Origin of the sequence: Paracoccus albus (assembly GCF_027913035.1) — a bacterium.
GTDB lineage: Bacteria > Pseudomonadota > Alphaproteobacteria > Rhodobacterales > Rhodobacteraceae > Paracoccus > Paracoccus albus.
On the sequence record NZ_CP115775.1, the window covers coordinates 803959 to 816766 of the forward strand.

13 protein-coding genes and 2 pseudogenes are annotated in these 12808 nt (G+C 58.5%); 8 read left to right on the top strand and 7 right to left on the bottom strand.

Annotation, left to right across the window (positions count from 1 at the left end; genetic code table 11):
- Position 1: 1 nt before the first annotated feature.
- Positions 2–1516, bottom strand: a complete 1515-nt coding sequence (locus tag PAF20_RS04020; RefSeq protein ID WP_271072455.1) for a DNA cytosine methyltransferase — start codon at positions 1514–1516, stop codon at positions 2–4.
- Between the two features lie 57 nt (positions 1517–1573).
- Here PAF20_RS04020 and PAF20_RS04025 point away from each other — a divergent pair, with 57 nt between their 5' ends.
- The 3 genes from PAF20_RS04025 to PAF20_RS04035 all read left to right on the top strand — a co-directional run bounded on the left by PAF20_RS04025 (position 1574) and on the right by PAF20_RS04035 (position 3024).
- Complete coding sequence (locus PAF20_RS04025; RefSeq protein WP_271072456.1) at positions 1574–2038, top strand: very short patch repair endonuclease; 465 nt, start codon at positions 1574–1576, stop codon at positions 2036–2038.
- Between the two features lie 112 nt (positions 2039–2150).
- Positions 2151–2429, top strand: coding sequence for a hypothetical protein (locus PAF20_RS04030; RefSeq protein WP_222451870.1), 279 nt, complete (start codon positions 2151–2153; stop codon positions 2427–2429).
- A gap of 1 nt (position 2430) precedes the next feature.
- Positions 2431–3024 carry a hypothetical protein gene (locus PAF20_RS04035; RefSeq protein WP_271072457.1) on the top strand — a complete coding sequence of 198 codons (594 nt, stop codon included), beginning with the start codon at positions 2431–2433 and terminating at the stop codon, positions 3022–3024.
- A 121-nt stretch (positions 3025–3145) separates the two neighbouring features.
- Here the strand turns inward: PAF20_RS04035 and PAF20_RS04040 are convergent, their stop codons facing one another.
- Together PAF20_RS04040 and PAF20_RS04045 are read right to left on the bottom strand one after the other, a co-directional pair.
- Positions 3146–3448, bottom strand: a complete 303-nt coding sequence (locus PAF20_RS04040) for a hypothetical protein (RefSeq protein WP_271072458.1) — start codon at positions 3446–3448, stop codon at positions 3146–3148.
- Complete coding sequence (locus PAF20_RS04045) at positions 3449–3946, bottom strand: hypothetical protein (RefSeq protein WP_271072459.1); 498 nt, start codon at positions 3944–3946, stop codon at positions 3449–3451.
- A gap of 112 nt (positions 3947–4058) precedes the next feature.
- On the opposite strand from PAF20_RS04045, the pseudogene PAF20_RS04050 reads away from it, so the two are divergent.
- The 3 genes and pseudogenes from PAF20_RS04050 to PAF20_RS04060 all read left to right on the top strand — a co-directional run.
- Positions 4059–4217, top strand: a pseudogene (locus PAF20_RS04050) (IS3 family transposase); the annotation flags it as partial.
- 67 nt (positions 4218–4284) lie between these two features.
- Positions 4285–5411, top strand: a protein-coding gene (locus tag PAF20_RS04055; RefSeq protein WP_271072460.1) for an IS3 family transposase whose coding sequence is annotated in 2 segments (ribosomal slippage) — positions 4285–4549 and positions 4549–5411 — 1128 coding nt in all. Because the reading frame shifts where the segments join, the coding sequence is not laid out codon by codon here.
- A gap of 627 nt (positions 5412–6038) precedes the next feature.
- On the top strand, positions 6039–6923 hold the full coding sequence (locus tag PAF20_RS04060) for a calcium-binding protein (RefSeq protein ID WP_271072461.1): 885 nt from the start codon (positions 6039–6041) through the stop codon (positions 6921–6923).
- Between the two features lie 71 nt (positions 6924–6994).
- On the opposite strand, the pseudogene PAF20_RS04065 reads toward PAF20_RS04060, so the two are convergent.
- The 4 genes and pseudogenes from PAF20_RS04065 to PAF20_RS04080 all read right to left on the bottom strand — a co-directional run bounded on the left by PAF20_RS04065 (position 6995) and on the right by PAF20_RS04080 (position 11099).
- Positions 6995–8125: pseudogene (locus tag PAF20_RS04065) on the bottom strand (transposase).
- A 96-nt stretch (positions 8126–8221) separates the two neighbouring features.
- Entirely contained in the window at positions 8222–8524 is a 303-nt protein-coding gene (locus PAF20_RS18930; RefSeq protein ID WP_434802939.1) for a hypothetical protein, read from the bottom strand.
- Positions 8511–8744: a helix-turn-helix domain-containing protein gene (locus PAF20_RS04075; protein WP_271072462.1), complete on the bottom strand. Its 234-nt coding sequence runs from the start codon at positions 8742–8744 to the stop codon at positions 8511–8513. The genes PAF20_RS18930 and PAF20_RS04075 overlap by 14 nt, the downstream gene beginning before the upstream one ends.
- A gap of 699 nt (positions 8745–9443) precedes the next feature.
- Positions 9444–11099 carry a bifunctional metallophosphatase/5'-nucleotidase gene (locus tag PAF20_RS04080; RefSeq protein ID WP_271072463.1) on the bottom strand — a complete coding sequence of 552 codons (1656 nt, stop codon included), beginning with the start codon at positions 11097–11099 and terminating at the stop codon, positions 9444–9446.
- A 162-nt stretch (positions 11100–11261) separates the two neighbouring features.
- On the opposite strand from PAF20_RS04080, the gene PAF20_RS04085 reads away from it, so the two are divergent.
- Together PAF20_RS04085 and PAF20_RS04090 are read left to right on the top strand one after the other, a co-directional pair.
- Positions 11262–11597 carry a DUF952 domain-containing protein gene (locus PAF20_RS04085; RefSeq protein ID WP_271072464.1) on the top strand — a complete coding sequence of 112 codons (336 nt, stop codon included), beginning with the start codon at positions 11262–11264 and terminating at the stop codon, positions 11595–11597.
- Positions 11594–12655 carry a quinone-dependent dihydroorotate dehydrogenase gene (locus PAF20_RS04090; RefSeq protein ID WP_271072465.1) on the top strand — a complete coding sequence of 354 codons (1062 nt, stop codon included), beginning with the start codon at positions 11594–11596 and terminating at the stop codon, positions 12653–12655. The genes PAF20_RS04085 and PAF20_RS04090 overlap by 4 nt, the downstream gene beginning before the upstream one ends.
- Positions 12656–12808 lie beyond the last annotated feature (153 nt).

The window sequence follows — 12808 nt, forward strand, 5'->3', positions numbered from 1 at the left end:
GCTAGAGACTGTCAAAGATCGGCAATAGGACCTCCGCAATCTGCCGCGCAAGAAACGGCGGCACGGCGTTCCCGACCTGCACGAATTGCTCGGTGCGATTGCCCATGAAATGGTAGTTGTCGGGGAAGGTCTGCAGCCGTGCGGCCTCGCGCACCGTCAGGCTGCGGCACTGCGTCGGGTCGGGGTGAATGAAGTAGTGCCCATCTTTCGAGATGTGGCTCGTTACCGTCGAAGCCGGAGCGTTGCCAACTTGAACTCGAAACCGGTCGTTGAACTTGCCCGTTTTCCAGTTCTTGTGGTTCGGTGCCAGGATGTCTGGAAACTGGTGCGCACGCGGGCTCAGGCCCTCGGCCTTCGCGAAACAGGCGGCATAGAGGTAGCGGGCAAGATCGGATGGCATGTGTCCACGGGTTTCGTGACCCGAGACGCCTATCAGGTTCGGGTCGTCGAGGAACGCGGCCAGCTCTGGCTGCAGTTTCCTTGATAGGGGTTTTCGCGCGTGGCTCGTTCGGCCCATCTGAGACGTTGCCAGCAAACGTTCCTCGACACGATCCAACTCGTCCCGAAAGCTGCTAAAGTTCTCGCCTGGGTATTCTCGAGTGATCTGACCAGCGGCTTCGATCGCATCTACAACAGCGTCATACCAGGCATGTTCGTCGTCGCGTCTACTCAATCCGCTTCTCAGCCGCGGCAAGCCGGTCAACATGTCCTTAACCTGTACCATCGAGCTCCGCCGATGAAGTTTGGGAGCGGCACTCGCGTCAATATCCGATCTGATACCAACGATGATCACCCTGTGGCGTGCCTGCGGCACTCCGTGGTCTTCTGCGCGAATGACGAAATCCTTCGGTTCGGGATGATCACCCGGCAGAATGCTGGCCGACAAGGACAAGAGTCTGTAGCCGGGACCAGCATGTTGGAGATCAGACATGACCTGTTCGAAGATCGCCAGCCCCTCGACAGTCGAAGAGAGCATGCCCTTGACGTTCTCCATTACGAACACTGCGGGGCTCAGCTCATTCAATACACGACAATATTCACGATAGAGGAAATTGCGCTCGTCGTCTTTCGGTCGGTAGTCCTCAATCCCTGCGTTACGTGAGCGCCCGGCAAGAGAGTATGCTTGGCAAGGCGGACCACCGATCAAAAGCGTTCGATCGCCTGCTGTTCTGTTGGTTTCGGAAATCCTCTCCGACAAGAGCGCGGCGGTTTCTGCTTTACCAAGCTCTGCGCAAACGGCCTCATTCTCGGCGGCTTTCCATTCACGCGGAAAGAGGTTCTTCCAATCCGGGCAGTCGTGCTTTCCGGAAATCCATGAATAGTACTCGGGTGGAAACTTGCGGAACTGACGCAAGAACGCGCGAAGTCGGAGTGTCTTGTGCGCAGCACTATCCTTCTCAATCGACACAGAAATCTCGTAGGCACGAGAACCATCCGCGTGCATGCACGATGAAAATCCTTCCCCAAGGCCGCCCGGGCCAGAGAATAGATCAATTATCTGAACGGGTTTTGACACTGCATTACTCCTCGATCTCCTCTTTCCAGGTTTTCGGACTCATGGCAAGGAGTAGGAATGGTAGACATCGTTGATACCAGAACCCGCTCACAGATGATGAGTAACATTCGCGGCAAGGATACAAAGCCCGAGCTTGCTCTCAGAAGGGCTCTTCACGCGCGGGGTTTTCGATTCCGGCTGCATGTGAAGGATGTCCCCGGAAGGCCTGACATCGTGTTTCCAAAGTATCGCGCGGTCGTGTTTGTTCATGGGTGCTTCTGGCACCGTCATGCCGGTTGTCGATATGCAACCGTCCCCAAGACCCGTGCGGAATTTTGGAAGACGAAATTCGCCGCAAACGTATCAAGAGACGCTGCGGTCCACGACAAGTTGATCAGGAAGGGGTGGCGAGTTGCCACCGTTTGGGAATGCGCTTTGCGGAACCCCAAAGCATTGACGCAAACGACAGAGATGGTGGCAACTTGGCTCAAGTCAGATGAGCCTGAAATGGAACTTGGTGAGCTTCAGGTCGAGCCGCATTAGGCAATGGCGCACCGGGCCGTTGTTGTTGGCCTGTCAATATGCTTGAAGCATCTGCATCGAACGCCGCCCTATAAGGTTGTCGATTGACAACTTAACATAGAAAGCCTATATCATGTCTCGTAAACCGCACAAGTCCAAGGAGATCGAGGCGGTCTTGCGTGAGCTGGAAGCCTTGGGGTGGACGGTCACTTTGCGTTCCGGGCGCGGGCATGCCTGGGGCCTGATCAGGTGCCCGAACAACGATCCGGACTGCCGGTGCGGTGAGTTTTGTCAGATGGGTGTCTGGTCGACGCCACAGAATCCGGGCCGGTTTGCCCGGCAACTGAGGAACCGTGCGCTTGGCTGCACGAAGCTAGGCAATGCCGATGATGGCGCTCAAGAGGATGAATGACATGGCAGAAATCGAATTCGAACTGATCTTCGCCCTTCCCGGAGGTGATCACGATGCGTTCGAACTGATGGATGCGGTTTTCGAGGCCGGATTCGAGGACGCCATCGTTGGCACTGGTGTCCCTGGCATGATCGGGATCGCGCTGGAAGCTGCCAGCGATCACGCCGAAGATGCCATTCTAGACGCCGCGCGCGCGATCCAGAAACAGCTTCCTGCTGGGTCTGTACTGCGTGAAGTGCGCCCGGACCTGGTCAGCCTCGCTGATGTTGCAAAGCGGCTCGACGTGACACGTCAGTCTCTCCAGAAGCGGAAAATGCCCTTGCCCAGCCAGGGCGGTCTGTTCCGCATGGAAGAGGTTGCCGTCGTCATCATGGAAGCCGCGCAAGGTAAGGGCGCAGGAACCCGCAAGGGGCGTTTCTCGATCGAGAAGGCTGCTAGATGGCTGAGCGCCGGCAAACCTGCGCGCAGGGTCAACGCTGGTCTTGCCGTCGGCGTCATTGACGGTGCGACGCTGGAAGTGCGCGAGGATGCCAAGCACTTCATCTACGCGGACAATCCGGCAACCGACCCACGGAATAGTGCTGGCGCGGTCTGAACTCCCCAATGGTCTTTCGCGCGCCAAACCATAGCATGGCAAAGGGCGCGCATTTGCCAACCTGTAGCTTGGCAAATGGCTCAATGCGTCAGCCCCCGGTCCATGTCCCGATCGCGCACTTCTAGCTCTGTCTCAGCCGTTCTTCGGCGTCCCTCGCTAAGCTCAAGCTCTCGTTCAACTTCGCGTCCAGCGCGTTGTAGGTGGCCTCTTCGCTCAGCAAGCCACGCAACGCCTGCATTGACGCGATCTGCGAGCGTATGAGCAACGTCGCGCAACCCGCGAAACCATCCAACTGGGCTTGCAGCCTCTTCGTCGAGCGCGCCTCTAACCCGCTCAATTCCACTGCTGAGGTTTCGCAGGCCGTCACCAACCGCTCGACGCAGGCGAGCAAGTCGCGCTCCAAGGCTGTCAGGGGTGTCGTCATTCATCTCTCCTCGATCTTGATGCAGATGACCGGCGTCCCGGCCAGTGTGCAGGTCTTCAGCTCGGTCCTGTCCGGGTCCAGCGTCAGCCAGGTCTCTTCCCTCTGCTCGATCCGCGTCAGGCCCAGTTCCGTCAGCTCCGAGCGCGTCAGCATGGACGTCCAGAACCAGCTCGCGGCCATCATCGAGGCGATCCCCGTCACGATCAGCCCCGAGATCACCCAGGGCGAGATCGTCAGCCAGCGCCTGATCTGTTCGGTCCGCGTCTCGAACAAGCTCCTGTTCTCGTTCAGGAAGCCGCGCAGTACCTCGGGCAGGGGATCGCGTGTAACCGTCAGCGGCTGGCCATCGGCATCACGCACCAGGTCGCGGTTGCCGTCATAGGCCAGCACGCGCTCGGCCACGAGATAGCCGACCGGCCCCTCACCTGCGCCTTTGCCGTTGGGGAAGATACCAGATAGAGGTTCCTTTGATATTGGCGCGCCCCAATACACACGCATCCTGCCTCGCTGCCCCTTTGCCTAAGATCAATTCGAGTGCGAGGCGTGCGAGGCTGCCAGACGGATGAGCAACGGAGGATTTCTGGTTCATCGAAGCCACTAAGGAGCGAAGATGAACAAGAAATCCGGAACAAGCAAAGATGCGGCTGACAAGTTGGTCCGTGGCATTAAGCGCAAGGCACGCAAACATTACTCTGCCGAAGAGAAGATCAGGATTGTCCTGGCGGGATTGCGGGGCGAAGAGAGCATCGCTGCGCTGTGCCGCCGAGAGGTGGAGTAGCCCCCTGAAAGTGGTCCACCAACTGGGATAGATTGTCCCGTATATTGGAGGATCAGCGATGGCTGGGAAACGAGAGAAGCCCGAAGATGTTGTATCGAAGCTTCGGCAGGTAGAAGTTCTGCAAGGGCAAGGCGCAACGATTGCCGAGGCGGTGCGCCAGATCGGCGTGACGGAGCAGACGTTTTACCGCTGGCGTAAGCTCTATGGCGGGATGCAGCGGTCGCAGCTCACGCGGCTGAAAGAGCTGGAGAAAGAGAACCAACGGCTGCGACGGGCGGTGTCCGATTTGACCTTGGACAAGCTCATCCTGACGGAAGCGGCGAAGGGAAACTTCTAAGCCCTTCGCGTCGTCGCAAGTGCATCGACCATGTGCGGCGGGAACTCGGCGTGTCCGAACGCCGCGCCTGCCGCGCGCTCGGTCAGCATCGATCTACGCAGCGCAAGATACCGCAGGGCCGCGCCAATGAAGAGCGTCTGACCGATGACATCATCGAACTGGCCGACAAATACGGGCGCTATGGATATCGCATGGTGACGGGTCTGCTGAACAACGCGGGCTGGTGTGTGAACCACAAGCGGGTCGAGCGCATCTGGCGACGTGAAGGGCTGAAGGTCCCGCAAAAGCAAAAGAAGAAAGGGCGGCTCTGGCTGAACGATGGGTCATGCGTCCGGCTCAGGCCGGAGCGTCCAAACCATGTCTGGTCATACGACTTCGTTCAAGACCGCACTGCTGACGGGCGGGTCTATCGGACGCTGAATATCATTGACGAACACACCAGGGAGGCGCTGATGATCCGCGTCGATCGCAAGCTCAACTCAACCGATGTGCTGGATGCATTGACCGACCTGTTCATCCTCCGCGGCACGCCGGAATACATAAGATCCGACAATGGGCCGGAATTTATCGCGCAGAAGGTGCGGGAGTGGATTGCAGCCGTCGGCGCGAAAACGGCTTACATCGAACCAGGCTCACCATGGGAAAACGGATACTGTGAAAGCTTCAATGCCCGGTTCCGCGACGAACTGCTCAACGGAGAAATCTTCTACAGCCTAAGGGAGGCCCAAGTCCTGATCGAGCAATGGCGTATCCACTACAACACAGTCAGGCCGCACAGCGCATTGGGTTACCGTCCGCCTGCGCCCGAAAGCATCGTCCCGATGGACCAGAGGCCCACGATGCACTAACAATCAAACCGGACCACCCGATGGGGGCACGCCATCGGCGCCTTCCCCGATGGAAAATCCTGCCTCAACCTGGCTGCGGCCAGGTTGAGGCACATTGCCTGCACCCAATGGTCGACGCGGAAATAAATGAATATGACCCCGCTATTCGCGGATCAAACCAAAGGAGCCGTCGTCGCGTGAACAAATCTGCCAAAGAGTCTTGACGCTACCACAACAACTAAAGCCTCAGCATAGGCAACGGCGGTCTCGCGCCCGCCTTGAAACTGAACGCATGGCACTTTACGAAAGCGCCCCTTTATAACGATGAGAATTACCTATTCAGTAGGTGTGTCTCCCTACCGCAAGCCATTGCGATTGATAGAAACTATTCTCCTCAGAAGTGCCGCTCGTAGATTCAGGGTGGCAATGAGTCCTGGTGAAGTGTGGCCCAATACGATCTATTCGCTCATCGCTCATCGCTCATCGCTCAGCCAGAGAAAGTTGTCATCGTTCAAGTCTGCTTACGAAGTATGGATGATAACAAACACGCGAAGCCAATGGATGTGGAGCAATGCCTTATGGGAACAATTCCAGATATCCGGTGTTATCGTCAATGGAACGATCAAGATCAACATGAGGTATTAAGAAATGGCTATTCTGAATGGAACACCCGGCGCTGATGAAATATTCGGCACAGAGTTTTTTGATATCATAAACGGATTGACCGGAAGCGACACGATCTTTGGCTACAACGGTGCAGATGAGCTTTATGGCAATGCCGGCGATGACAGGATTTGGGCTGGTTATGGCGACACCGGGAATGACAGCGTCTGGGGCGGATCCGGAGATGACGCCTTGGCTGGCGGAGACGGGAACGATCATCTGGAAGGCGATGAGGGCAACGACACCCTTTGGGGTGGCGATGGCGTTGACATGCTCAAAGGCGAAGAGGGCAGCGATCTGCTTGGCGGCGGTGCCGATGACGATTCGCTACTGGGAGAAGCGGGCAACGACACCCTCTGGGGTGGCACCGGGTCGGACTGGCTAGAAGGCGGAGTGGACAACGACCTCATGGGTGGCGGCACGGGAAATGACAGCCTGTATGCTCAGGGTGGGGATGACCGCGTCTACGGCTATCATGGAGACGACTTCCTTGATGGCGGCGATGGGGACGACCTGCTCTACGGTGGCGAAGGCAATGACGAGGTTTATGCGGGCAATGGCATGAACATGCTCTGGGGCGGCGCCGGGGATGATCTCCTGTATAGTCAGAATGGTAGTGAAGAAGATACCTTCGGCTTCCTCATGGGTCATGGCCATGATGAAGTTTACGGTTTCGATGCTGGCCCTGAAGAAGGTGATGTCATCGACATCTCGGCTTTGGGCTTGGAAGGCCAACTCTCGGACCTGATTGACAATGGCACTATCACCCATGGTGGAGGGAATGTGGTGATAAACACCGCGGATGACTCATCTATCACCATTGTCGGAATGTCGATTTCGGATCTTCACGAGAACGACATCCTTATCTGAATTTCGGATTGGTAATTTTTCCGCCAGAATGCGCCCTGAAACGGGCGCATTCGTCATGTCGATCACTGTATCTAACAGGCCTCTGAAATAGTCCCGGATCCGGAACGCTGTCCCTGCATCACGGCTACGTCACACGAACGCGCTGCCTCTTGGCGCATTCGGTGTCTGAGCGACAGGGCGTAGCCCTCATGCCGGGTGGTTCGGCCGTCGATTGCCGAACGTCTCGTCTTCCGAGCGACATGTGCCGTGACGCAGGCCTGCCACAGATCGGCGACGAACCCACCTGCGTCATATCCCTTGTCGGTACCCGGCCTCAGCCGCCGGGGTGATCCCGGGGACTGGCGTGGATCATGTCCGGAGCTGCCTTTCGCCCGGCCTGACCGTCGCCCTGCACGATCAGGCCGCGCGGTTTTCTATCAGCGAATGCCCGATGAAACACAGCATCGCCCCGGTGCCGGGGGATTTCCTGTGGAGCCGCGCGTCGGGGTCTGTGGGCGAGGCATGGGTGGTATTCGAACGCGTCTCGCCCCCGAGTGAGGGCAGGAATACCATCGGTTCGAATGACTGCCCGAACGACCTCGGCACTACGATGGGGTTTGCCGTTTCGGGGCATCTGGTCGGTCTCGGCTGATGTATCGGAAGGCTCGGTTTGGGACGTGACATCCGGGGCGGGCGGATCGCACGGCCCGTCATCTTCAGGCGGGGCGCGGCATCAGCCTTCGGCTGAAAGCTCTTCATCGAGGCCCATGCCCTGGCCTGCGTCCCATCGAGCGAAAAAGGCTCATCCGACAGCAGCGGTGCGACCTCGCGCTGCGCCAGGATCGCCGCCATCACCTTGCGCGACATATCCGTCGTCAGCAACCGGTAGCGGTTCTTGGTGAAGACCGTGGGGACCCAGACCGATCGTCGATCCCGAGGCCAACACACCAGCGGAACATCAGCTTATCGTCCATCTGCTCCATCAACTGCCGCTCGGAGCGGGTCGAGAACAGGATTTGCAGCAGGCTTGCCCAGATCAGCCGTTCCGGCGCAATCGAGGCGCGGCCGAAATCGATGTAACGCGACCCGAACGCCGCATCGAGGCTGGCCATCGCATCATTGACCACCTGTCTGATCTTGCGCAGCGGGTGCCGCGGCGCGATGCGCTCTTCCAAATCGACATCGCTAAACAGCGACCAGATCAACTCGCCCGTTCCGCGCATAGGTCACCACCGCCGTTACCGTGCCAAGGGTGAATCATGCTCTCACATCGCCGTGGCGGGTCGATTATTTAAGCAGACTGTTAGAGCATTTTCGGATCAATTTTTCTCATATCCTGAGTTTGCAAAGTAATTGGCGCATTCGTCTGGGGTGAATGCTTCGAGGAGAGTGGCGGTGGCCGTTTCAAGGGCCTCAACAGTTCTTGCGGCCGCCTTGCGCAGGAGGGCTTTGAACTTCCCGGTCCTGTTCGCTCGCATGCGGCGTCTTTTCTGGAAGCTGATGCCGTGGCGGCGGAAGACGTCATGGATCGTTGAGAGGGCAAAACGCTCGCCCCGTTCTTCGACAAGGCGGTCGCGCAACTCGGCAAGGTCCATGTTGGGGATCTCTTCAATAGCGGCCATCAGGAAATCGTGCTGTGTGCTGTGCCTCGATTCTTCCCGAGCGCCGGTCGCCGCCGCGTGGCTTGGGGGTGGTGCGTCCGGTCCGCAGATAGTCGTCCATCCTGCGCACCGCACTGGCGATGCTCACGCCGAAATGGCGGGCGGCGGCATTGCGCGACATGCCGCTCTCAACAGCACGGATCACCCGGATGCGAAGGTCTTCGGAAAGATATTGAGCCATGCATGCTGGCCTCCTCCGCCAGCACACATGGTGAATCAGACTTCCGCCCGAACGGGAATCCCATTCGATTCAGTCAGACAAAGAAGTGCTTTAGCAGACCACTGCCTCGGGCGATGAGCTGGCTACAACTGCCAGGATATTGCGAACCACTGCTGGTGTCGGTACGTCGGCAGCACCATGTTGATTGCCGATAGGCGCAAAATCTGCCAAATCTTGGGCGAGAAGGCAGAAGCGTTCACAACCCTTTCGTCTATTAACCACGACAACGGCGAAACGCGCGGCGAGCGCCTAATTGCGACGGTCAACGACTGCTTTGGCACGTGATTTGCCAAGCGTTCCCGTCGTCGATTATCTCAATTCTGCCCTCAAAACCTTCGTAGATTGGCTGCGTGTAAGGAAAACCATGCGACGCCCAAACCACGCAAAAGCACCATCGTGACGGTCGTTCGAGAGTAAGCGTGATCGTCAATGCGCTCGTGAAAGCGGGGACACGTGGAAAGCTCAGATTCATGAGAAACAGGGCTGCGAAACGCTGGCCGATCTTTCAAGGCGTTGCGAACGCTCGGAACCAACAACGGGTTCTGCAAAAAGCGTTTGGTATCGCGCGAGCTGACAACGCCTGTTACCCGCGCGTGATGTCAAAACTACCAATGAAACCCCGGCCCGATCATGCGGGCCGGGGTTCAGATTGGCCCAGCCTTATTGAGCAGCCGGGGCTTCTTCTGCTGTACTTTCAGCGTCTGTGGCATCAGCGACAGTAATGCGGCCGTCGGTTTCCGGGGCGAAGTCGGGCCCTTGTTTGGCGATGTATTCCGCCAGAACATCCGCCAGGTCCGGGCCGAAATCATAGGCTTTCATGCCGTTTGTGGCAAAAACCTCATATCCGTCGCCGCCGCTGCGCATGTAGTTGTTGGAAACGATACCGTAATCTGCGCCCTCATCAATCGGGGCCCATTCGCCATCCGCCATGACCTGCACATCGCTGATCCGGCTGCCCGGTTCCGCCGCAGGATCGACGGTGTATTTCAGGCCCGCGACCTGCGAGAAACGACCTGCCTCTTCCTCGATCTGGCTTGCACCGTTTTCAAGCGCTGCGACCACGTCAGAGCCCTTCAGAACAAAGGTAGACAATGTGTTCTGGAAAGGCAGGACAGAAATCACCTCGCCCATCGAAATCGGTCCGGCATCAATCGAGGCACGCAGACCGCCGCCATTCTGGATTGCGATCTGGATTCCCTGATCCTTGACCCGGTCCAGCATGGCATCGGCAACCAGCGATCCCATGACACATTCCCGCGCGCGGCAATCGGCGCGGTCGGCACCGATGGGCGTTGCCGTTTCCGCGACCAGCTTGTTTTTCAGCTCTTCAATCGGCGCGCCCAGTTCTTTGATACGGGCAAGTATCTCGGCATCCGGTTCGACGGAATTGTCTATCAGGATCGGCTCACCCTCTGCCGCGATCACCTTGCCTTCGTCGTCGAAGGTCAGCTTCAGATGCCCCAGATATTTGCCGTAGGATGCGGCCTGAACCACCGGAACCTGCGTTCCATCGGCACCGGCGACCATCGTGGGATACGGCCCCTCTGCGCTGTCATCGGTGCTGGACAGGTAGGTGTGCGAGTGACCGCCGACAAGTGCGTCAAGCCCCGGCACTGCCGCCGCAATTTCCTGTTCGTGACCATAGCCGATATGGGTGACGGCGATGATCTTGGTCACGCCTTCCTCGGTCAGCTTTTCGACATCGGCGGTAATCCCTTCAATGTCGTCCTGAAAGATCAGCGCGTCACCTGGAGAACTGATTTCCGGTGTATCCATCGTCGTGCCGCCAACCAGACCAATCGTTTCCCCCCCGACCTCAACAGTGGTCGAGCGCAGCAGCTTGTCTTTCAATACATTCGACTGGCTGGCGTCGATATTGGCTGAGATGATTGGAAATTCTGCCCGCTCGATCAGTGCCGCGAGTGTTTCCGGCCCATCGTCAAATTCGTGGTTGCCGACGGCCATCGCGTCGTAGCCGAGCTTGTTCATGAACTCTGCCGTGTCTTCGCCCTTATAGGTCGTATAGAACAGGCTGCCCTGAAACTGATCGCCCCCATCCAGCAGGATCACCGGCTCACCCGCCGCTTCGAACTCGGCCCGCAATTCGGCAATCTTGGTCGCAAGCCGCGCGGTTCCGCCAAAGCATTCGCCGGCCTCCTCGGTTTCGGCATCGCAGGTCGAATCGTATTTGTTGATCGATTCGACGCGGCTGTGGAAGTCGTTCGTGTGCAGGATGTGCAGCACCGAATCTGCCTTGGCGGTGCCGGCGGTCAGGGCCAGCACGGCGGCAGAGGCCAGAAGACGGGTCTTGGTCATCAGAAACTCCTTCGAGGGTACGTCATCAGAACGTCACGATACTGATACATTGCCGCGCACGATGCGGCGCGTCAAACGTGGAAGTGATAACGGCGGAATGCAAAAGCCTTATGACGGTCGCAGCCCCTTGACCGCGCGCCGCCAACAGCCGAAATACGCGCCATGATGATCTACAAGGTGCTTCGCAGCCCCGAATGGCGACAGCTTCAGGATCAGGGCGAAACGGCGGGCGCGCCGGTCGACCTGGCCGATGGCTATATCCATTTCTCTACCGCTGACACACTGGCCGGAACGCTGGACAAACACTTCGGCGGTGAGGACGGTTTGTGGCTGCTGGGCTGTGATGCCGATGCCTTGGGCGAAGCCTTGCGGTGGGAGCCTTCGCGCGGCGGTCTGCTTTTTCCGCATCTTTATCGAGCCCTTGTCCTGCAAGAGGTCACTTGGGCACGCCCTCTGCCTCTTGGACCAAACGGGCATGAGATCGGAGAACTGCCGTGAAGATGGTCGAACGCGTCGGCCTGCGCTTTCTTCACCGCCTGCACCCGGAATCCGCACATGACCTGTCGCTGCGCGTTCTGTCCAGTGGCCTGGTGCCAATGCCGGGCGGGCCAGTCACCTCTCCCCGGCTGAAGACGCGCATTGCCGGGATGGACCTGCCCAACCCGGTCGGGCTGGCTGCTGGCTTCGACAAGAATGCCCGCGTCGTCGGCAATCTTATGCGGGCGGGTTTCGGATTTATCGAATGCGGGGCCGCAACGCCGCGACCACAACCCGGCAACCCAAAACCTCGTCTGTTCCGCCTGCGCGATGATCAGGCGATCATCAACCGGTTCGGGTTCAATAATGACGGTGCCGAAGCGATTGCCGAGCGGTTGTCGCGGCGAAAGGCCGGTATTCCGGTCGGGCTGAACATAGGCGCCAACAAAGACAGCCTCGACCGGGCAAAGGATTTTGCCGAAGTGGTACGCGTGGCAGGGCTTGCCGCCGATTTCCTGACGGTCAATGTGTCCTCGCCGAATACCGAACGGCTGCGGGATCTTCAGGGTGCGGACGCGCTGACGGGGTTGCTGCGAGATGTGATGGCCGCTCGCGACGCCTTGTCCGAACATCGGCCCGTATTCCTGAAAATTGCGCCCGACCTTGATGATAACGGGCTTGCCGACATTGCCAATATCGCGAATTCGGTTGGGGTGGACGGCATTATCGCGACGAATACAACATTGTCGCGCGACGGAATTTCCGGGCCGCATAGCAATGAAGCAGGCGGTCTGTCAGGTCGCCCGCTATTTGAACGCTCGACCCGCATTCTTGCCCGCCTCTATCGTATGACGGGCGGACGGATACCGCTGATCGGCGTCGGCGGCATCGGCGATGTCGAAGACGCGTGGCAAAAGATCCGTGCCGGGGCAAGCGCGGTTCAACTGTACTCGGCCCTGATCTATCACGGTTTTTCCTTGACCGCTGAAATCGCGCGCGGCCTAGATGAACGTGCGGCGGGCGAAGGGCTGACCAGCCTTTCGGAACTGACCGGGACGGGGGTCGAGGATTGGATCTAGGATCTCTGTCGCAGTCCAGACCCGGTGCAAGTAACATTCGTCGTGTTCGCCTCTGACGGCCGGTTCGCTAGCGGGCGCACTCGATACCTGCGCAGATTTTGACCTTCAGACCCGGCTTCGCTTGGATCCATATGGAAAGCTGCCGGTTTTTTG